Origin of the sequence: Pseudoalteromonas sp. P1-8 (assembly GCF_001399985.1) — a bacterium.
Lineage (GTDB): Bacteria > Pseudomonadota > Gammaproteobacteria > Enterobacterales > Alteromonadaceae > Pseudoalteromonas.
Genome location: NZ_LJSO01000019.1, coordinates 38556 through 60448 on the forward strand (window position 1 = coordinate 38556; position 21893 = coordinate 60448).

Consider the following 21893-nt stretch of genomic DNA (forward strand, 5'->3'; position numbering starts at 1 on the left):
ATCTCGCATCTCGCATCTCGTATCTCGGAACTCGCTAACTTAAAAACAAAAAAGCCCTTACAGCGAACTGTAAGGGCTTTGTTATCACTATTTAAAAGTCTTATTTACGTTTACGGCGACGGCCGATAAGCGCTAGTGGTGCAAGTAGTAGTGTTAAGAAACCAAAGCTACCGTTGCTAGATTTAGTTACTTTCTTCTCTTCTACTGGCTCAGCTTCGTTAGTTACGGCAACAGTGAACTGCTCTGATACAGAGTCTGTACCATCGCTTACTGTTACTTCAAATACTAACTCATCATCGCTTGAGATAGCACCTGGCGTAAAGCCTAGAGTTGCAGTGTCAGCACCTGTAAGTGTTGCTGTTGTGCCGCTTAGTTGCGTCCACGTGTAGCTTAGCGTGTCATCACTGTTACGGTCTGACGCTGTTGCCGTTAATGTGCCTGAAGCAGACTCAGAAACAGACTCATCACCCGATACAGAAAGTAATGGTAGTGCGTTATCACATGCTAATGCATCACCAGCAATCACGTTTGAGAAGATTGGTGACGTTACATTGCTAACAGTTACGTTATCAATCCACCAGCCGAACTCACGTACTGCGCTGTCTGATGACATACGGAAACGTAATTTTGCACGGTTACCGTTTAGTTCAGTACCGAAACGAATTGTTTCGTAGTTACCATAAACACCGTTACCATCAACATTGTTACCTGTGAAGGTATCGCGATCTTGTAGCGCTTGCGCATCGTTTTCGATTAGTGGGCCATCGTAACCAACATCAAATGTACCGCCCATTTCAGTAACATCTACCCAGTTACCACCGTTCACGCTGATCTCTACAACACCACCATCCCATTCGTTTTCGATTAGGTAGAAGTGCCAGAATGAAACTTCAAAATCACCAGCAAAACCGATATCAAACTCTCTTGATTCAACCGCAACATCTGACTGGAAGTCATTGTTGTTTAGGTACATGGTTTGCTCGCCAAGACCGAAGCCAAAGCTGTTGAAGAAGTTAACATTACCGCCAGTTGCCATGCTTTGTGTGCCAACAGCTAAGTCATCACCTGTCATTACGTTTTCTTTCCAGTCACGTAATGAAGCGCCTGCTACTTCCATATCGTCAGCAGTTTGTGAGCTAACTGGTGCTTTATCTTCAAAGTCCATGTTCACAAGGTAAGATACTGTATCGCTTGCTGCTTCAACAATCTCGTCATCTGCAGAAAGCTCTGGGAATGACACTTCGATTTCAAGTGTATCAGCAGTGCCTGCATCATTTAGTGTAAACGTGATAGGTGCGCTTGTTTGTGAAGCGTAAGGAGTTGTATCGTCAAAAGTGATTAAACCATCATTTTCGAACGTTACATCGTGACCACTAACAACCGTTAACTGTGCTTGAGTACCAGTTAGTACTTCACTACCTGTGTTCATGATGCTAACTGTTAACGTGCCTGTTTCACCTTTGTCTAGCACGTTATCGTTTGAACAATAACCTAGCTCTTCACCGTTGTAGTTTGGATCCATTGCCACATCTTTGAATGTGAAGCTAGCAAGTTTCATTTTGTCTGATTCAACAACACCTGTTAAATCTTCGCTGAAACGCTCTGGCGCTTTAGCACCTAAGCCCATACCACGCTTAGCAAATGCACCTAAGATTAGTTTGTAATCTTCTGGATCAACTGCGTACGCAGCAGCCAAGATAGCATCACGTGCTTCTGTGTATAGCGGAGCAACTGGAGTTAGCTTGTAACCAGCAACTAAGTAGTTAGCCATACGGTTTTGAGCTTCTTCAAAGCCGTGCTCGTTGATAAGTGCTACATAGCTTTCCCAAAGCATAGTTGCCCAAATTTCACCTGCTGCGTGTGGTGAACCAACATTAGTTGGAGCAATACCTACATCAGCACCTTCATTTTCAGTAATGTGGCGGAAAGACAGCGGGTTTACTTCCATATTGGTTGAATATGGAACACGACGAATACCATAGTAGAAATCTTCTACGAATGTACCGCTACCGTAGGCTTTTTGGAACTTGTCGTTACCTGGGATGTTAATATCATCAGCTTTAGCAATGAACATCAATGAGTGGAAATCACCCCAACCTTCGCCCATCGCACGGCCTTGGAAGTTGATAAGACCTGATGAGTTACCCACTAAACGGTTACTGATATAGTGACCCCATTCGTGAGCAATAATACCGTTATCTAGCGTACCGTCTTTTAACGTTGCTTTGTTGAACATATTAACAGTAACTGTGTCGCCTGCAGCGATACCATCGTAAAGTGCGTGACCGTCAGCATAGTTCAGACCCATGTTAGGAATGATAACTGCATCATCTTCACCGCCCATTGGCGCTGGCTCATCTGTATCTGGGTTGTTGTTTACAACGATAGCACCAATTGCACCCGCTTCTTGAGCGTGTAGTACTTTTGCTGTGAAGTTACAAGAACCACGATCGACTAGCGCAATTTTACCAGCTAGTTCTGCTGCATTTGTTGCAGGTTCACAGCCGTCTGTTACGCTACCAGAATCTACGTCATTGCCGTCAACTAAACGAACAACTTCGCCTGCGATATCAGCAAATTGCATTTGACCAAAGCCAGATACTTTAGAAGATTCAAGTAGACCAATTGTTTCATCTGATGTAACAACCACACCGAAATCTACACCCACTTTCGCATCTTTCGAGTTGTATAAGTACATTTGCATACGTGGGCTTGCACCGTCAGCAGGTGTTGCCATATTAGCGTTATTTAAACCGCTATTATCTTGCGCTTGTGCTTCGATTGGGTCGCCTTCTACACCACCACGGCCGTAGTTTGATACTTGTGCAACATTTGATGTTTCGTCAAAACCATGGTCATAGAAGAAATCGTGTAAGAAGTTGTTCATGTAGAACAAGTTAACGATCGCCGCTTTACGGTTGTCGTAGCTGTTTGCTACTTGATCAACTTGGTAAGGGTAATCGAATGTGTAATCTGATGTAGTTTCAGCAGTGAAGTCACCTTCTGTGTAACCTTGAGGTGCAATTACATCAGCATAAGCAAATACGTTGTTACCTGATGTTGTTGTAGCGTCATCAGCAAGCCACGGATCCATCGTGCTTAGTTTTTTGTAGTAAGACAGGCTTACAAGTGGTGCATCTAGGATTTCAGTTTCATCAATTTGATCTGGACCATCAGCTGGGATCACGTCACCGTGTGGACCTTCCCACGGGTAACCATCTTCGTCAGCCCATACACGGTAGTTAAAGTCTGCCGCGTGTGCTTTTAAGTCTTTCTTGAAATAAACTTTGCTGTTTTGCGCGCCAATAACGTAGCTGAAGTAATCGCTTTCTAGGCTGTTTTTGTCAGCAACTTCTACTTCAACATAGTATGCAGACTGCAGCTCACCCGCTACTTCAAAGAATACTTTCTTAGCACGAGGCTGACCTAATACAACTTTGTAACCACTTTGGTTAGACACAGTGTACTTAACATAGTCACCTTGCTCAGTTGATTTAGTTAACGACACATTGATGTCAGCAAGTTCTTTAATTGCACGTTTAATGCTTTGCTCAGCACCAACAAACTCAGCAAGTGGCGCGAACGACTGCGTTGCATTTGAACTTGTGTTAGCGAAATAACCAGAACCAGCAACTAGGTTATATTCTTTATCCATGATCAGGTTGTATTCACGGTTGAATACTTCAATGTCATGAACTTTTTGCTTGTATTTAGCTGTAATTGAACCAAGCTTTTGCTCAGATAAATCTGCTAATACAGCGCTTGATATACCTTTTTTAGCTGTGCTAACACCTGTTAAGGCATTTAAATAAAAATCTGCAGCGTAAGCATTACGTTGCTCAGGAAGCACCATTGCCATATCAGGCTTAGCTTGACCTACTGCATTCCATAGGAAAGTAGCTTTACCTAATTGCGCATCGAAAATAGATTTGTGACCCGATACAGTGCGACGCTCAGCTAATGCACGTTGCTGAGATACTTGAGGATTAAATTGTACTTGAGAGCTAACGCTTGAAGCATTATAAAAGCGAGTTTGTTCACTTGCCTGTACTTGAGATGATGCCAAGATAGCCGTTACCATGGTAGCAACTGCTGTTACTTTAAATTGAGACATTCCTTACGTTCCCTATTGTTATATTTTTATTTTCGGTTAACAATCATAACCGCGGCCAATGTACCCAATATGGCAATTAAAAAACAGAATTAATTGTAAACAAAAGTAACAAACAAGCAGGAACATAATGAACCAAACAATTAAGATACAAGCACTTACACTAGCATTAGTACTAGTATCAGGCTGTCAAAAAAATGAAATAAGCGAGCAAAATACAACACAGCAGCCAACAACCAGTTCACAAAAAGAACAAGTTTCAGTTAAAGATGTTAAAAAAGCTGTCGAAATCAACAAGCAAAAATCGACGAACGCTTTTAGTAATAATGGCGAAAAAATTACCTTTGATGCACCGACTTTAACCAAGGGCACAGAAGTCTTTAATCACGCAATGCAAGAGCGCGGAATCGCAACGGGTGCAATTTACTTAACGCTAAAAGAAAACAGCTTACCAGTAGCGCTTAGCAGTCAATATACGCTGAAAAAAATGACCAACAAAAGCTATCGCTACCTTGCTGAAAAAGACACTGATTTATTAAAAGTGCAAAACGCTTTTAAACAAAATGCCAATGTCGATATTGTTGAAATTAAAGTTGATTATTCACCGATAAAAGATGTGATGTAGTAGAAAAGCTGTCAGCCTTCAGCTATCAGCCGTCAGACGCGCGAAACAAGTTTCACGCCTACTTGTAGCAGCGGGTTTATCCCGCGTCATCAGGTTCTGGGGGCTAGGCCCTAGGTTCTAGGACGCGATGTAAAATCGCTGCTACCTCGAACCTCGCTAACTTTACTCTTTCCCCTCGCTAACTTTACTCTTTCCCCTCGCTAACTTACTACTCCACCACAAAATCAAAATAGGTGGCGGGATATGCTTGCGGTTGGTAGGTAAAATGCCACCATTCCATTGAATAAGGAGCAAAACCGGCCTCTGTCATCAGGCTTTTAAGTTTATATCGATTGGCTTTTTGCTCTGCACTAATGCGCGGGTCCTCGGTATTAGAAAGAGTGTCGAACATATCAAACGGTGAGCCCATGTCGAGCTCTTTACCTTTCGCATCTACTAAGGTTAAATCAATCGTTGAACCACGGCTGTGACCCGATTTAGCGGCGATGTAATCACCAAGCAGCTTGTCTTTGCCTAAGTTTGGATAAAACTCAGCTTTAGTGCGGGTATCTTCTAAATCGTTAACCCAACGCACAAAGTGATCAACGGCGCGCTGCGGACGATAACAATCAAATATTTTTAAGCTCAGACCTTGGATTTGCGCTGCTATTTGCACATTTTTAAGAGCCTTAGCAGCACTGTTGTGCAATAAACATTTAGGTGCGTTGTAACCATCAACTGGTTTGCCAACAAAGTTATGATGACCAAAATAACGGATATCTAACACGGCATTAGGTAGCAAAGAACCTACATCCACAAATTCGCTACGTTTATCATCGCTAGGGTTTGCACAAGCAGCACTTGCACTCATAAGCGCAATACCTAACAGAGAAGTAGATTTAGTTAAACGAGCCAACAAAGTGAATGCCATTTTGATTTTCCATAAATAACTTAATAGCATCCACTATTGCACATTAAATAACTTATTCCAAGATTGAAAGCTCAGAAACTGGAGCAAGATCTTGGCTATATGTGGCATCGACAACTGAGCGGTTACGCCCTGTTTTTTTAGCTTGATATAAAGCTTGATCAGCAAGCTTAAATACTTCATCAATGTTTAATTGCTCAATTGGCCAGCCTGAAATACCAATCGATACATTAATGCAGCCAACGGGGTCTATGTAGCTTTCTGACACCCGCATACGCAAACGCTCAGCCAGTTGATACGCACGTTTTGCTTCAACTCTTGGCATGATCACAATGAATTCTTCACCACCTGTACGAGCAACCACATCACTATCGCGAGTGACATCTAACAAAATTTTAGCCAACGACTGCAGTACCACATCACCAATGTCATGACCAAACTCATCGTTTACCCGTTTAAAATGGTCGATGTCGATAGCCAATACAGCAAAAGGACAACGCTGAGCTATCAAATGGCTAATTTGCATATCAAGGCTTCGGCGATTATGAAGGCAAGTGAGGGGATCAGTTTGCGCTTCTTGACGCAATAGCCCTATTTTACTTTGTAATAGCCCTACCCCTTTTAACATGGCTTTTCTGAGTTCATTACTTTCAAAATACCATGAGCGAATTTGTGTCAGCTCAAGTGACGTTGAAGGGCGATCTAAAGTATTTGCAGTTTCGGCTAACTGCCTCAAAGGCTGAGCAATTAAACGTGCTAATACCCAAATGAATATAAAAGTCAGCAAACCAATTGGGGCAGTTTTTACAAACACTTGCCACATTAAATTATCAAGCGGAGCAAGTGTGTTTTCGAGTGGGCGCTGAGTGACGACCCCCCAAGAAGCGACCGTCATAGGTGCGTAGCCTGCAAGCATCTCAACGCCTTTGCTGTTGGTAACAAGCTGTGTGCCGGCGTTTCCTTTTAATACCTCTTCAATTACTTTGTTATCAAACACTTGCTCTCCAATACGGCTTTTATCTGGGTGATACAGTAAGCGATGATTTTCATCAACCACATACAAATAAGAGCCGTCTTGATAGTAATGAACTTGCAGCAGTTCATTTAAAATACTGGTACGTTTTAAGTATAAGGTGCCGCCTACATAACCAATAAAATTACTTTGTTTGTCGAATAAAGGCTGCGATATAAAGATCAGTAAATTGCCCGCCATCGAAATATACGGCTCGCTGATCATTGGGGTGCGATACGATAAAGCGGCTTTAGTGCCAAAGCTATCTACTTTACGGTTTTGTAGCTTCAATGACTTTGGAGAAACCCCTAGAATATCACCCTGCGCATTAACAATAATGGTCGAATTAAAACTATTAGTTTGTAGCCTTAGTCGGTCTGCCTCAGCATTAATCAAGCCTTGATTATTAAAATCGTCTTCAAGAATTTTTCCAACATAAGCAAGCTGTTGCTGAGCATTAAGTAAAAAATTATCGGTCGCTGACACCAGCTTAGCGGCGTATGCTTTATGATTATTAAGGGTTTTATCTATTAGTTGTTGCTTTTGAACTTGGTAGCTCGAGTAATAACTATTTAGAAAGGTTATAAGCGTTGCTGAAAACGCTAACACTAAAATTAAGCGGCGTAGATTTAAACCACGACTAAGACTATTAAGCACGATACTTCTCACATACAGGCCCAAAGTCCATATTGGGAATATCTAATACCTTTATACTAGCAAGATGTTCTGTGTACCTCTATAAAACTTTTGTCATAATTTGATTTAGCGCAAACAAATGAGTGCAATTACTCTAATTAATTAAAGTAACTCTGTTTAATAACTTCAGCTACCAAGCACTCGTTAAACATGAAGTGCATCAAAACCACTTACCAACAACCCTCGTTATTTAACATGTTGAATTTAATAAACTATAAAGCTTAGTACTGTTAAAAGAACAGCTAACAAATAGGATTTCTATTGTTTAAAAAGCAGCTTGCTTTGATGTAATAATTTATTACACTGTAAAAACAAAACAACAATAAAGTTTTCCTATGCGTCAACACTGTGCTGAAATCATCAACAAACTCCCTTCACATCGCCTCATGGCGTTAGATGTAATGCGGGGCTTGACTATTACTGCCATGATATTAGTGAATAACCCGGGTAGTTGGGGAGCGATGTATTGGCCTTTGAAACATGCACAGTGGCATGGCTGGACACCTACCGATTTAATTTTTCCGTTTTTTATTTTTATTGTCGGCATGTCTATCACGCTTTCAGTAAATAGCTTGCGTACTAAAGGGGTCAGTGATCAACAAATACTAAAAGCGGGGGTTATTCGCACCATTAAACTCATTGCCCTCGGTTGGTTTTTAGCCTTGTTTTATTACAACTTTCGAGACCCTTCTTTTAGCTGGCTTGATGACAAGTTATTGCAGCTGCGTGTGTTGGGTGTGCTGCAACGTATAGGTTTGGTGTATTTAATTGCTCTGTGTTGTTTTCTCTATTTATCGCCTAAGAAAATAGCCATTACTTGCATCGCTCTTTTATTGTTTTATGGCGCCGCCATGCTTTATATCCCTTATACCTTGCCAAACGGCAAGGTAGTGAGTGGCTTATGGTTACATGGCAATAACTTAAGTGCCTTTATAGATAATGCCGTACTTGGTAGTCATCACCTGTATTATGCCAATGCTAAGCCACTGCCATTTGACCCTGAAGGGCTGTTCTCAACACTGCCAGCCATTGCAAGTGCGCTTAGCGGTATCTTGGCTGCGGTTTATTTAACTAAGCAAACCGACCTTAAAAAACAAGCCCGTACACTTATTTTTCTGGGCACTTTAGCTGTTCTTGTCGGCTATGCTATTTCGCCATTAACGCCTATCAATAAAGCCTTATGGACGCCGAGCTATGTGCTGCTCAGCTCAGGGCTGGCAGCGATTTTCTATGCACTGTGCAGTGCTATTTTAGATATTTATAAGCTGCGCAGCTGGGGCGCTCCGTTTATTGTATTTGGTGCGAATGCAATATTATTTTTTATGTTCGCAGGCGTGTTTGCACGGCTATTAATTATGATCCCGCTCGGCGATAGCAGTTTAAAAGGCTATATTTATGGCCTAATACAATTAGTGTTCAGCAATGATTACCTCGCTTCTTTTAGCTTTTCACTGCTGTTTTTAGTGGTGTCTTATGGGGTGATGTACAGCTGCTACCGCAAAGGCATTTTTTGGAAAGTGTAAGCTTTAAAAATAGATGAGCCAGTCAGCAACTGGCTCATCAAATTAGCAATTAAGCCCTGTTATATTGCATGGCTTTGCTTATCGAGTAGATACAAAATAGACTGATAACTAATGCCACTGTGTTCAGTTAAACCAATTTCGCAACTACGGCTATTAGACACGCCACGACTACAGTTTTTTGGTACTTGTTGTTTAAGGATTTTTAACGCGTTGCCATTGAGCGCTGGCAAGTTAAAACCCTTATCACCGGCAAAACCACAGCACTCAATATCAGCTGGAATAATCACCTCGTTACTACATGCCTTGGCAAGTGATACTAGGCTTTGCTCTTTACCTAATCGCTTTGAGCTACAGGTAATATGGAGCATTACCGGCTCATTCACTGGCGTTACTTGTAAATTAGGCAGTAAATGCTGGGCAGCAAAATCAGCACTTTCATAAATTGTGAGTGCCGTATTTTGCGCGGCATTTAGAGTAGTAAGGGCACAAGGGCTGGCATCAAAAACGATGGGATATTGGCCATTATTTGAAAGCGCCTCAAGCTCAGTAAGTAACTGCTCACTTTTGTTTTTAGACTCTTTATTAAAGCCTTTACTAGCAAATGGCATACCGCAGCAAAGTGAATCGGCTTGTTGCGGAAGTAGCACTTCATAGCCTGCTTTGGCAGCGAGTGAATAGATAACATCAAGCAGTGGGCGCTTATCATCAGCAAGTTTATCGGCCGCAAAAATTCGGCTTGCGCAGCTTGGCATATACACCAATTTTTTCGCTTGTTGGGATTGGTGAAGTTTTCTATTAATTGGCTGCTCAGCCCTTGGCCACGCCGAGTAATACAACGGTATACCAAGCAACTTATTAGCAGGTTTACTCAGGCTTCTAAGGTTACTGCTGCCGATTGCATTTTCAAGCACCTGCATCACGGTTAAACCAAACCGTGCACCCGTAGCAACAACCGCAAAATGCTTACTAGCAAAGCGAGATAATGACCGCGCAACCTTGTTTGATGAGGCTTTCTCTGCTCTGAGTGATTTTATAAATTCGCCCGTGTTTATCCCCACTGGGCATTTAAGACCACAAAGACCCGTTGCCGCGCACGAATCAATACCAAGGTATTTAAAGTCAGCCTCAATAACACTGAGCTTTTGATTTAACTTCTGTTTGCTTGCTACATCTTCGGTTGTAAGTAATTGATTGTGCAGCTCTGTGCGGTGTCGCCATAAAGTAATACGCTGCCTCGGTGTTAAGGTAAGCCCTTTTGATGGACAAACAACTTCGCAAAAGCCACATTCAATACAGGTATCGATAATATCATCACTTTTTGGCATGACTTTTAAATGCTGAGTGTGAGCATTTTTGTCGTGATTAATAATAACCCCAGGGTTAAGAATATTTTGTTTATCGAATAAAGCTTTAAGCGCAACCATCACCGCAAAGCCATCGTCTCCCCATTCGGTAGCAACAAACGGCGCCATGTTACGCCCAGTGCCATGCTCAGCTTTTAATGACCCTTTTAGTTCAACCGCCACTAAGTTCGCCACATCAGCCATAAATTGTTCGTATCGGCTTACTTGCTCTGGTGTATCAAAAGCTTGGGTGAATACAAAATGCAGATTTCCGGCAAGCGCATGCCCAAAAATAATGGCTTCATCATAACCATATTTAATAAATAATTGATGCAGCGCATTCACGCCCTCAGCTAATTTATCAAGAGCAAAGGCAACATCTTCAATAATTACAGTGGTGCCAGTTTCGCGCACTGCGCCAACCGCAGGAAAGGTGCCCTTACGGATATTCCAAAGTGCCGCATTACGGGCGCTGTCTGCTGAAAACTCAATCGCTGCCAGTTGACTTTGCTTAAACTCAGCAAGAAGTTGCTCGGTGACCTTTGTGAGCGCATCGAGAGCCTGAGCATTTTCAGCTCTTAACTCAATTAGCAGTGCCGCTGATTGCTCAGGGTAGCTAGCCACCTCTTTTGGCATTATAGCGTGTTCAGACACCGACATAAGGGCACGTTTATCGAGTAGTTCAACGGCCGCAACATCAAGCTCACTAAGCCTTTGTACCAGCTCACACACCTTGCTGATATCGTCAAAAATAAAGAAACCTGTGTGTTTGTACTTATGCTCAACCACGGTGTGGTAGGTGATATCGGCGATAAAAGCTAACGTACCCTCAGAGCCAATAATGAGGTGCTTAATGATTTCGATTGGATCAGAAAAATCCAGCAGTGCATTTAAACCATAACCCGTGGTATTTTTTAAACGGTATTTATGGGCGATACGCTCACTCAAATCGGGGTTTTGCTTTACGCTATCAACCAGGTTCATTAGCTCATCAACCCAAGGGCTATGACTTTGCAAAAAGGCATTACAGCTTTGGCTATCAGCCGTATTAAGCACTGTGCCATCGGCAAAAATGAGGGTCATATCTTTTACTGTATGGTAGCTGTTTTGTGCTACCCCACAACACATGCCCGATGAATTATTTGCCGCCATTCCGGCTATTTTGCAGCTATTAATTGAAGCGGGATCAGGGCCAATTTTTTTACCAAACGGGGCTAATACTTGATTTACTCGAGCACCGATGATTGCCGGTTGTAAGCGTATTGCCTCAGCGTCATCAAGGATTTCAAACTTGCTCCAACTATCGCAAAGTAAAACCAATACCGAGTCGGTAATTGCTTGCCCTGATAAACTCGTTCCAGCGGCGCGAAATGTGATGGGTACGTGTTGTTCGTTGGCGGCAATGATCACTTGCCTTGCTTGATTTTGATTGCTAACTAATACAATTAACTCAGGGATTAATCGATAAAAGCTGGCGTCTGTTCCGTACGCATAACGGCGCGAGTAATCTTCTATTAATGCTGACTCTGGTAAAAAAGGTTTAATTTGCTGTTTAAATGCGTGTAATCGAGTTAAAGCCATCTCGCCCCCAGGCTTGTCATATTTACGCTGATGATTATGGAATATATTATTACTTTAAATTGTACTAAAAAGCGACCCATTAAATTGATAAATTATCAACTTGCCACGCTTTTAATAAGCATAAAGGTTTGGTTATTTAAGCCTGTTAGCCCTATTTGGTGATCTAACTTAGCTTTTTGCAGTCGAACTCAAAAACCGCTAGGGTAGCAAAAAAATACTGTATTTATATTTAAAAACCCATTAACATCAAGAATAATTTATTCTAAAAACTAAATAAGCGTTTTGCTTTGGAGCTTGCTGTGTTAAATAAGTTTGCACTATCGTCACTGGTTATCGGATTAGGATGTTTCATGCCATTACAATCATCATTTGCTGAGTCTGCATTAACTTTAAAACAACAGTTAGGGCAAAAGCTCATGCTTGACCTACGTTATTACTGCGAGCAAGACCCGGGTGAACAAAAATGCCGTACACCGGTGACAGAGCTGCCAGCCGATTTAGCGAATATCATCACTAAACATAATATTGGTGGGGTGATTTTATTTGCAGAAAATATCGATACCGTGCCGCAAGTGATCAAACTTAATAATGACCTACAAAAAGCCGCTGCTAAGTCAGAGTTAGGCTTACCGCTGTTTATTTCGATAGACCAAGAAGGTGGCCGAGTTGCCCGAATTCCTCGTGATGTTGGTACGTCGTTTACCGGTAACATGTCGATTGGCGCAACCTATAAAGAACATGGTACCCACTTCGCGACTGAGTCTGCACACATCATTGCCGACGAGCTATTGGCACTGGGTGTTAATGTTAACTATGCCCCGACGGTCGATGTAAACATGAACCCGGATAACCCGGTTATTAACGTGCGTTCTTACGGTGAAGATCCGCAATTGGTTGCAAAACTGGGCGGTGCCCAAGTGGCAGGGTTTGAAAACAACGGCGTTATTTCGTCGTTAAAGCACTTTCCGGGGCATGGCGATACAAATGTAGATAGCCACACAGGCCTGCCAAAAGTAATGCATGATAAAGAAACCATTTGGCAGCAAGATCTCCCCCCTTTTAAAGAAATTATTAAAAACCAACAACCGGGTATGATCATGACGGCCCATATCCAATACCCTGCCCTCGACGACAGCACGTTTGTTAGTAAAGAAGGCAGAACCATGATCAAACCTGCAACGATGTCGCGCAAAATCATCACCGACTTATTACGTGATGAACTCGGTTATCAAGGTGTGGTGATCACAGATGCCCTCGATATGGCGGGGATCAGCCACTTTTTTGAACCAATTGAAGCGGTAGTAAATACCTTTGCAGCGGGTGTTGATATTGCCCTGATGCCAATCGAAATCAGAAGCCCTAAAGACTTAGCAGTACTTGAGGCTCTGATTGAGCGATTAGAGCAAGAAGTACAACGTGGCACGTTAAATGCCAACGAAATGAGTGCTTCTGCAACACGCATTTTAAAACTTAAAGAAAAGTTTAAACTTACCTCTTCACTTGATGACGAAGCAGCCATCAAAAAAGCGCAGCTTTTACTCGGTGATCAAAGCCATAGAAAAGTAGAAGCCGAATTAGCATTAGCTGCTATCACCGAGGTGAAAAACGAGAAAAACACCCTACCGCTTAACATTAAATCGGGCAGCAAAGTGCATATTATTATGCCTGATACCCGCAAGTGCTATGCTTTGCAGCAGGCGTTAATTGATAACACCGATAAGCTAATCAGCTTTAGCTGCACAAGTTTGCAAGGCTATGAGCCGCTTGCAACATTAAAAGAAATTAACGAAGCCGACATAATCATTGCCGCTAATGCATCACCAAAACAAAGTGTTGTTGAAGTCGGCGGAATGGATGATTTAGCTGATAACCCTGAGTTTGCAATTGCTAAATCCGATCAATCAGCGGCATTAGAATCATTGTTAAAACAAGCAAAATTAGCCCATAAAAAGACCGTATTTGTCAGCTTACGAGCCCCTTACGATATTGCCCAATTTGGAAAATTTGGCGATGCTGTACTTGCCACCTATGCTTACAATATAGATGTAGATACAGATGAAAAGATTGCTGGCCCTGCTTTTACAGCGCTGGCAAACGTTTTACTAGGGAAAGCCCCTGCTAAAGGGCAGCTGCCCGTTACTATTAATGACCTGAACTGAGTGTTATTGTAGCAACAATGGGCAAGTGTTAATTTCAAGGAGAGTCACATGCAAAAAAATGCATCTTTAACCACTCCAGCGGCTATTCGTAAAATGGTACGCGAGGGTGACTACACTGGCAATACATCGGGCTTTGCTCCGGGCTTTGTGCAAGCTAATTTAGTGATTTTACCTAAACAATATGCGTTTGATTTTTTGCAGTTTAGCCAAGCAAACCCGAAAGCTTGCCCAATCATTGCAACTAGCCGCATACCGGGCGTTACCGATATGCCAACTGTTGGTGAAGACATTGATATTCGTAGCGACTTACCTCGTTACCGCGTCTTTAAACATGGCCAAATGGTTGAAGAGGTTACTGATATTACGAGTCACTGGCGCGACGATTTAGTCACCTTTTTAATTGGTTGCTCGTTCTCATTTGAAGAAGCGCTGATTGCCGCGGGTCTTGAGATCAGAAACATCAGCGAGCAAAAAAATGTGCCTATGTATGTGACCAATATGGCTTGCCAGAGTGCAGGGATTTTTCACGCCAATATGGTTGTAAGCATGCGCCCGATGAAACCTGCCGATGCCATTCGCGCGATCCAAATTTGCAGCCGTTTTCCAAGTGTACATGGTGCGCCTGTGCATTTTGGCGACCCTGCTGCAATTGGCATTAAAGATATCAACAAACCTGAGTTTGGTGATGCGGTGACCATTAAAGAAGGCGAAGTGCCCGTATTTTGGGCCTGTGGTGTGACTCCACAAGTTGCAATTGCCAACGCGGCACCTGATTTTTGTATCACGCATAGCCCAGGGCATATGCTGATCACCGATATTCCAAATAGTAAAATGGCAGCGTTATAAATGACGATGAAACTAAACTGTGACCTTGGCGAAAGCTTTGGCATGTGGAAAATGGGCTTAGACGAGCAAGTTATGCCACATATTGATATGGCAAATATTGCTTGTGGCTTTCATGCTGGCGATGCCGATGTGATGGCAAACACCCTAACCCTCGCCAAGCAGCACAAAGTAATGGTTGGCGCACATCCAAGTTACCCAGATAAGCAAGGCTTTGGTCGCCGCTCAATGGCTATGAGCGAAAAAGAGCTGACCAATTGCCTGCATTATCAAATTGCTGCAATTGATGGTATGGCTGCAGTACATGGTTTAACGCTTGAATACGTTAAGCCACATGGCGCATTGTATAACGATATGATGAGTGACGAACAAACGCTGAATATTGTTATGCGCGCAGTGGCAAGTTATGCAAAGCCATTAAAGTTGATGATTTTAGCTACCAACCAAGCAGCCAAACACAAAGTACAAGCAAAAGAGCTTGAACTAGAACTCATTTTAGAAGCGTTTGCCGACCGCCAATACACAGACGAAGGTAAACTTGTTGCACGTTCTTTAGCGGGCAGCGTACACGACAAACCGGCGTTAATGGACCAGGTAAAACAGTTAATTGCACATGGCACAGTTACAACGCGAAGTGGTCAGCAACTGGCACTTAATGCCGATAGTCTATGTGTTCATGGCGATAATGAAGCAGGTATTGCGCTCATTCAAGAGATCAAAGCACTATGTCAGCAAGTCTAAGCGACGCAGCGCTCAGCCAACACATTGAAACCTTGATGGTTGAACAAAACCCGCGTGGAATGCAGCATTTATACGCAAAACAACTTACTGGTACGTATTTACGCGCAGCAAAACATCTTCATCAAGCAAAAGGTACTGTGTTGATAGGTACGGGCTTTGCGGTCAACAATACCTTCGAGACTGATGGTCCGGTTGGTGCAATTGCACTTTACAAGGTACTCGAGAAGCTTGGTAAACAGCCCATTTTGGTTACTGGCAACCCCCTTTACAGTGCTCTAAAAAATGACTTTAATTGTTTTGAGCTGCCAATTAATAGCATTGATAATGCACACACTTTTAGCATTAAAGCCCTTGCGCAGCTAAAACCTGATTGTGTTTTATCAATAGAACGCCCAGGGCTTAACGAGCATCAGCGTTATTATAATATGCGCGGTATTGATATTTCTGAGCATTGCGGCTGCTTTGATTTTTTTGTAACAGAAGCACCTTGCCCCACCATAGCGATTGGTGATGGCGGTAACGAAATAGGCATGGGTAACCTTGCACAGCATATGCAAGCGCTAAACATCACTCCTTGTTTAACAACCTGTGATGAGCTGTTACTCGCCGATGTATCTAACTGGGCAGCATACGGGCTCATTGCCTTTTTAAGTCGCTGGCATAACACTGATTTGCTGGCTGATATTGAGCCACTCAACATTTTACATTACCTAAGTGAGCGCGGTAGTGTCGATGGCGTCACCCATAAAAATGAGCTCACCGAAGACGGCCTGCATGCAATGCATGGTCAACAATTAATAACTCGGCTTCGCCAACTTGGCGGCTTTACGACAGAGAATGAGGTTTAACAATGGGAACGGTATACCTAAACGGTGAATACCTTGGCGCTGATGAAGCAAAGATTTCACCAATGGATCGCGGCTTCTTATTTGGCGATGGCATCTATGAAGTGATCCCATCATACCAAGGCAAAATGCTTGGCTTTGGCGCACATATTGAGCGTATGAATAACGGTTTAAACGAACTTGAAATTAAGCTCGATTACAGTGCCGATACATGGCGTAAAATCTGTAATGATTTATGCGAGAAAAACCAAGGTGATAACCTAGGGATTTATTTGCACGTTAGCCGTGGCGCCGACACTAAACGTGCCCACGGTTACCCAACTAATATTACCCCGACCGTATTCGCGTTTGCTTTTGAAATTCCGGCAGAGCCAAAAGGCGATATCGACAATGCAACAACTTACACTGTATCGCTTGAGCAAGACCGTCGCTGGCAACGTTGCCATATTAAATCAACGGCTCTGCTTGGCAATGTGATCCATTATCAACATGGCGCAGCAGCCGGTAACAAAGAAACCATTCTATTTAACCGCTTAGAAGAAATTACCGAAGCTAGTTCAAGTAACGTGTTTATTGTTAAAGATGGTGTGATCAGTACGCCACCACTTGATAACCAAATTTTACCGGGGATCACCCGCTGGTTAATCCTCAATATTCTTCACAGTTACAGTGACTTTAACGTGCAAGAGCGCATTATTAGTAAAGATGAGTTACTTGATGCCGACGAAGTATGGATCACCAGCGCCACTAAAGAAGTTGGCCCAGTTGTAAAAGTAAATGGCAAGTTAGTTGGCGATGGTAAGCCTGGTGCAGTTTGGCAGCAAGTGCAAAGCTTGTTTACCAAGCATAAGTTTGATTACTAATTTAATCGTACTCAAAAACAAACGCCTACTCAGAGTAGGCGTTTTTGTTTTAGCTTTTATTTGCTTTATAAGGCCAAGCTTGCAATAGGCCATCACTGGTTTCTGAATATAGTTGCTTACCATCGTAAGCCACACTCAGAACCGACGTACGTTGGCGCTATTGTTTAGCTTCGTATTCAGCGATTAATTCACCATCTGCAACGCGATATAAACGCATCTTCATTTTTGGTGAGCCCGTTAATAGCCATTTATCTTGATTAACAAATTGCGATGCGGTGAATTCAATAAAGTTAGAGTATGAGGCCACTTCTGATAACTCTTTTTTATTGGCTAAATCAAAAAATACACGATCATCAACCGAGTCAATTGCAAAGCCCAAGCTTGCTGTTTTATTTAAAGTAACATGATTCACTCTAGTCGCTAAACGCTCTTCAAAGCGAGTGCTACCATCACTCGTTGACCAAAGCTTTACGTACTTGTCGCTTGAGCCGGTAAACGCCCACTGACCATCAGCCGATAACGCCACGCTATTAATATCTAAACGATGAATATCAAAACGCTTAGTATCACCTGTACGGGTATTTATTACCTCAGCCTTGCCGCTACGATAAGCGATAACCAACGTATCGCCTACGGCTGAAATAGCGATGTCTCTAGCGATTTCTTGCCCGGTAAGCCAAGTACCAATACTACGCCCAGTGCGAGTATCGTATAAAGTCACCGATAATCGATTTGAAATGAAAAAACGAGATTTATTAGCGCTAAAGCCCACAAGCTCAACATGTTCAGCGCCCTGGCCTGTTATACAATCGTATAGACGCGCTTTTAACTGATTATCCCAAATGCACACCTCAGATTGGGTTGCCACTAACGCGTGACTCGCATCCTCACTAAGCGCCGTGGCACTTAGTAACTCATTACCATGGGCAAATTCACTACTAGCAGGGGCAGTAAACACCTCACCTCCACCACAGCCCACAAGGCTCAGTGCAAATACACAGCACAGAGGTTTAAACAGTTTCGACGTCATGATCATTCTCAATTTTTATAATTATTTTGTATAGAAGCAGTGTAATGAAAATAAGCGGAAGTTGGTAGGGGAACTAGCTGTCAGCTTTCAGCCGTCAGCCATCAGATTAAAAGTCGAGATGCGAGGTGCGAGATGCGAGGTAGGAGGTACTCTTGGATTACCCTACGATTTTCTTGTAGGCGTGAAATTTATTTCGCGCGAAGCGCTGGCTGTTGTGCGATGCTGCGGCGCGCCATGCGAGCATGGCGCCTACTCTAAACGATTATTGGTCTGTTCTGCTCACGATTTCGTAGCCTTCAGCTTCATAATCATTGATGCATTTTTGAAATTTATTTTGAAGTTTTATTTCATCAAAAAAGCCTAGTGAGTATGCATCACACTTTACTTTCATATGCTCACTGTTTTCCAAAACCGCATTTAGTTTGAGCTCAGCAAAACCAAATTTATAGGCTAATTCTGTGAACTGTGAATACAGAACCAAAAGCAGTACAGCAAGCAGGGTAAGTGTAAGCGTATTTTTCATTTTTATTTCCTTTAAAAGTGTTGGTAAAAAGACTGGAGCAATTATCGAACCAACAATATAACCTTATATAAATCAATATAATAAACTATTCACGCAAAAGCATAGTTGATATTTCCACCAATAAATAGTGAAAAAGACAACTATTTCCTAAAATAAATACAACTTTGAAGTGATGAGTGTTTTTTAGGTGCGAGAAACGAGAAACGAGAAACGAGATGCGAAGTATGAGATTCGAGGTGAGAAATGCGAGGTACGAGATGTGAGGTAGGAGGGATTACCCTACGATTTTCTTGTAGGCGTGAAATTTATTTCGCGCGAAGAGCCGGTAGTTATGCGATGTTACTGGCATGCCATGTAAGCGTAGCGCAAAGTAAAGTTAAGAGTTACGGGCATAAAGCTACATAAGCTAGACCCTGTTTCCTAGAGCCTAGCGCCTGTTAACTTTCAATCTGATAGCTGACGGCTGAAAGCTGACAGCTCACTCCCCTCACCCATGCGTAAAACAAAACACATTAAGTTTGTTACCGTCTAGGTCTCTAAAGTATCCCGCATAAAAGCCAGGCATTTCGCGTGGGCCGGGAGCGCCTTCGTCTGTGCCACCTAGTTCTATGGCTTTTTTATAAAAGGCATCTACTTGGGCTGGGGTTTCAACAGCTAGAGCAATCATAGTGCCGTTACCTACAGTGGCTTTTTCATCATTATAAGGTTTGGTAACCGCAAAACCGGGCTTATCTTGACCTGTGCTCCATGCGACAAAGCGGTCAGTTTCTAAAAAGCGCTCGGCGTTTAGAGTGGCGAACAATTCATCGTAATACTTTACTGCTTTAGCTAGGTTGTTAGTGCCTAACATTATGTAACCTATCATTGTGTGCTCCTTACGTTTAAAAGTGTCTGTACTCAACATAAAAGGGAAATGACCATCTGTCTATTGATTTCTCCATTCATCGCAATGGACTATATTTCTGATGGTTGTTACTTTATAACAGGTTAACACGCCCTAATTTCTGCTCACTAACAAGGAAATAAAATGAAGTTTAAAACGTCTTTAGCACTGCTTGCAGCAGCCAGCTTTTACAGCCATGCAGGAGCTAGCAATACCTTTCAACTTGAAAATGTTTTTGATCTTGAATACGCCAACCAAATAGAAATGACAAAAAATGGCGATACAATTTACTTTGTGCGTAATCGCATGGATATCAAAAGCGACCGTAAAGTCAGTAATATTTGGTCAGTAAACCCAGATGGTAAAACCATGCTACCGCTAACGTCTGGCGTGCATATGGATTACTCTCCGGTATTGTCACCAGATGAAACTCGTTTAGCGTTTATTTCTACCCGAGATGGTAGCAGCCAAATCTATGTAAAATGGTTAAAAACCGGTAACGTAGCAAAAATTAGTAACCTAACGCAAAGCCCTGGCGGATTAACTTGGACGCCAGATGGTAAACAATTGGTGTTTAGCCAGTTTGTGCCAGCAAAATCAGCAAGCCCAGTATCTTTACCGGGTAAGCCTGAAGGCGCTAAGTGGGCAGAGCCAGCTAAATATATTGACGATACCTTTTACCGTGCCGATGGCGGTGGCTACTCTGAAAAAGGCTATCGTCACTTTTTTATCATCAGTGCAACGGGCGGCAATGCACGTCAATTGAGCGCTGGTGATTTTGATCATGGTGGTGCTATTAGCTTTAACGAAAAAGGCGATGCGTTTTATTTTTCGGCTAATCGTTATGAAGATAATGAATTACACCCAACTGAATCTGAAATCTATAAACTTAGCTTAGCGGATCGTTCAATTACCCAAATAACAGACCGTAAAGGCCCAGATTCACGCCCAAAAGTCTCGCCAAATGGTCGTTATCTGGCATACACAGGCTATGACGACAAAAAGACTAACTATGAAAACAGCGACATTTATTTACTTGATTTGAAATCAGGAAAAACCTCAGTACTCACTGCTGATTTAGACCGTAGTGTCGAAGATATAAAATGGGATGATAGCGGCAGAGGTCTTTATTTTAGCTACGATAGCGAAGGCAAAACACACCTAGCTTACCAGCCGCGTAGTGGTAAACATAAGGTGATTACCTCAGAGATTGGTAGTGTTGCCTTTGGTCGTCCGTATTCAGGTGGTGATTTTGATGTGAGCGAAGATGGTGAAGTTGCATTCACACTCGCAGATACACAGCGCCCAGCTGATGTAGCATTAATTAAGCGCGGTAAAACCGCGCGTTTAACACAATTAAACGAAGATGCGCTGGGCGACAAAGAGTTGGCCAAGGTTGAAGAAATTTGGGTTAAATCAAGCCACGACGGTTTGGCTATTCAAGGTTGGATTGCTTACCCACCGGGTTTTGATAAAAACAAAAAGTACCCACTTGTTTTAGAGATCCACGGCGGTCCTGTTGCAAACTACGGTCCTCACTTTAGCCCTGAAGTACAATTATACGCAGCCAAAGGTAATGTTGTACTTTATATGAACCCGCGCGGCAGTGACTCATACGGCAAAGAGTTTGCGCAAACAATTCATCATAACTACCCAAGTAATGACTTTGATGACTTGATGACAGGTGTTGATGCTGTCATCAATAAGGGCTTTATTGACGAGAGTAAGTTGTTTGTTACCGGCGGTTCAGGTGGCGGTGTTTTAACTGCATGGATTGTGGGTCATACAGACCGCTTTGCAGCAGCTGTTGTTGCTAAACCTGTTATCAATTGGATCAGCTTTGTACTAACTGCTGACTTCTACCCTTTCTTTGCTGACTATTGGTTCCCAGGTAAACCATGGGACAATATTGAACATTATATGAAGCGCTCACCTATTAGCTATGTGGGCAATGTAAAAACACCAACTATGCTGTTAACCGGTGAATCAGACTATCGTACGCCGATTTCTGAAACCGAGCAATTTTACCAAGCGTTAAAGCTACAAGGAGTTGATACAGCGATGGTGCGTATTCCTAATGCCTCACATGGTATTACCGCACGCCCATCAAACCTGATGACCAAAGTAGCCTATATTCAATGGTGGTTTGATAAACATAGTAAGTAGTTGCGAGTTGCGAGTTGCGAGTTGCGAGTTGCGAGTTGCGAG

Annotated in this window: 15 protein-coding genes; 8 read left to right on the top strand and 7 right to left on the bottom strand. The window is 42.6% G+C overall.

What is annotated here, in order from left to right:
• Positions 1–100: 100 nt before the first annotated feature.
• Positions 101–4114 carry a rhombosortase-dependent M36 family metallopeptidase gene (locus AN213_RS18810; RefSeq protein ID WP_055199342.1) on the bottom strand — a complete coding sequence of 1338 codons (4014 nt, stop codon included), beginning with the start codon at positions 4112–4114 and terminating at the stop codon, positions 101–103.
• A 127-nt stretch (positions 4115–4241) separates the two neighbouring features.
• Between AN213_RS18810 and AN213_RS18815 the strand changes: the two genes are divergently transcribed.
• Positions 4242–4736, top strand: a complete 495-nt coding sequence (locus tag AN213_RS18815) for a hypothetical protein (protein WP_054563169.1) — start codon at positions 4242–4244, stop codon at positions 4734–4736.
• 208 nt (positions 4737–4944) lie between these two features.
• Here AN213_RS18815 and AN213_RS18820 read toward each other — a convergent pair whose 3' ends face one another.
• Positions 4945–5646, bottom strand: a complete 702-nt coding sequence (locus tag AN213_RS18820) for a M15 family metallopeptidase (RefSeq protein WP_055199343.1) — start codon at positions 5644–5646, stop codon at positions 4945–4947.
• Between the two features lie 52 nt (positions 5647–5698).
• The gene (locus tag AN213_RS18825; protein WP_055021793.1) at positions 5699–7312 is read right to left on the bottom strand and encodes a sensor domain-containing diguanylate cyclase; all 1614 of its coding nucleotides are present in this window, start codon (positions 7310–7312) and stop codon (positions 5699–5701) included.
• Between the two features lie 374 nt (positions 7313–7686).
• On the opposite strand from AN213_RS18825, the gene AN213_RS18830 reads away from it, so the two are divergent.
• Positions 7687–8874: an acyltransferase family protein gene (locus AN213_RS18830; protein ID WP_055199344.1), complete on the top strand. Its 1188-nt coding sequence runs from the start codon at positions 7687–7689 to the stop codon at positions 8872–8874.
• A 59-nt stretch (positions 8875–8933) separates the two neighbouring features.
• Here the strand turns inward: AN213_RS18830 and AN213_RS18835 are convergent, their stop codons facing one another.
• Positions 8934–11798 (bottom strand): FAD-binding and (Fe-S)-binding domain-containing protein, encoded by a 2865-nt coding sequence (locus AN213_RS18835; RefSeq protein ID WP_055199345.1) that lies wholly within the window; start codon positions 11796–11798, stop codon positions 8934–8936.
• 350 nt (positions 11799–12148) lie between these two features.
• Between AN213_RS18835 and AN213_RS18840 the strand changes: the two genes are divergently transcribed.
• From AN213_RS18840 to AN213_RS18860, 5 genes are read left to right on the top strand one after another with little or no spacing between them, the layout of a single operon-like run.
• Positions 12149–13957, top strand: a complete 1809-nt coding sequence (locus AN213_RS18840) for a glycoside hydrolase family 3 protein (RefSeq protein ID WP_055199346.1) — start codon at positions 12149–12151, stop codon at positions 13955–13957.
• Between the two features lie 48 nt (positions 13958–14005).
• Positions 14006–14803, top strand: a complete 798-nt coding sequence (locus AN213_RS18845) for a putative hydro-lyase (RefSeq protein WP_055199347.1) — start codon at positions 14006–14008, stop codon at positions 14801–14803.
• A gap of 6 nt (positions 14804–14809) precedes the next feature.
• Positions 14810–15541, top strand: a complete 732-nt coding sequence (locus AN213_RS18850) for a 5-oxoprolinase subunit PxpA (RefSeq protein WP_055199353.1) — start codon at positions 14810–14812, stop codon at positions 15539–15541.
• Positions 15526–16389, top strand: a complete 864-nt coding sequence (locus tag AN213_RS18855) for a glutamate cyclase domain-containing protein (RefSeq protein ID WP_055199348.1) — start codon at positions 15526–15528, stop codon at positions 16387–16389. Before AN213_RS18850 ends, AN213_RS18855 begins: the two co-directional genes overlap by 16 nt.
• A 2-nt stretch (positions 16390–16391) precedes the next feature.
• Positions 16392–17249: an aminotransferase class IV gene (locus tag AN213_RS18860; protein WP_055199349.1), complete on the top strand. Its 858-nt coding sequence runs from the start codon at positions 16392–16394 to the stop codon at positions 17247–17249.
• Between the two features lie 157 nt (positions 17250–17406).
• On the opposite strand, the gene AN213_RS18865 is transcribed toward AN213_RS18860, so the two are convergent.
• From AN213_RS18865 to AN213_RS18875, 3 genes are all read right to left on the bottom strand, one after another.
• Positions 17407–18279 carry a WD40 repeat domain-containing protein gene (locus AN213_RS18865; RefSeq protein ID WP_055199350.1) on the bottom strand — a complete coding sequence of 291 codons (873 nt, stop codon included), beginning with the start codon at positions 18277–18279 and terminating at the stop codon, positions 17407–17409.
• A 262-nt stretch (positions 18280–18541) separates the two neighbouring features.
• Positions 18542–18802 (bottom strand): hypothetical protein, encoded by a 261-nt coding sequence (locus tag AN213_RS18870; protein ID WP_054553385.1) that lies wholly within the window; start codon positions 18800–18802, stop codon positions 18542–18544.
• 487 nt (positions 18803–19289) lie between these two features.
• Positions 19290–19667, bottom strand: coding sequence for a VOC family protein (locus tag AN213_RS18875; RefSeq protein WP_054563159.1), 378 nt, complete (start codon positions 19665–19667; stop codon positions 19290–19292).
• A 162-nt stretch (positions 19668–19829) separates the two neighbouring features.
• Between AN213_RS18875 and AN213_RS18880 the strand changes: the two genes are divergently transcribed.
• The gene (locus tag AN213_RS18880; protein ID WP_055199351.1) at positions 19830–21851 is read left to right on the top strand and encodes a S9 family peptidase; all 2022 of its coding nucleotides are present in this window, start codon (positions 19830–19832) and stop codon (positions 21849–21851) included.
• The last annotated feature ends 42 nt before the right edge of the window (positions 21852–21893 follow it).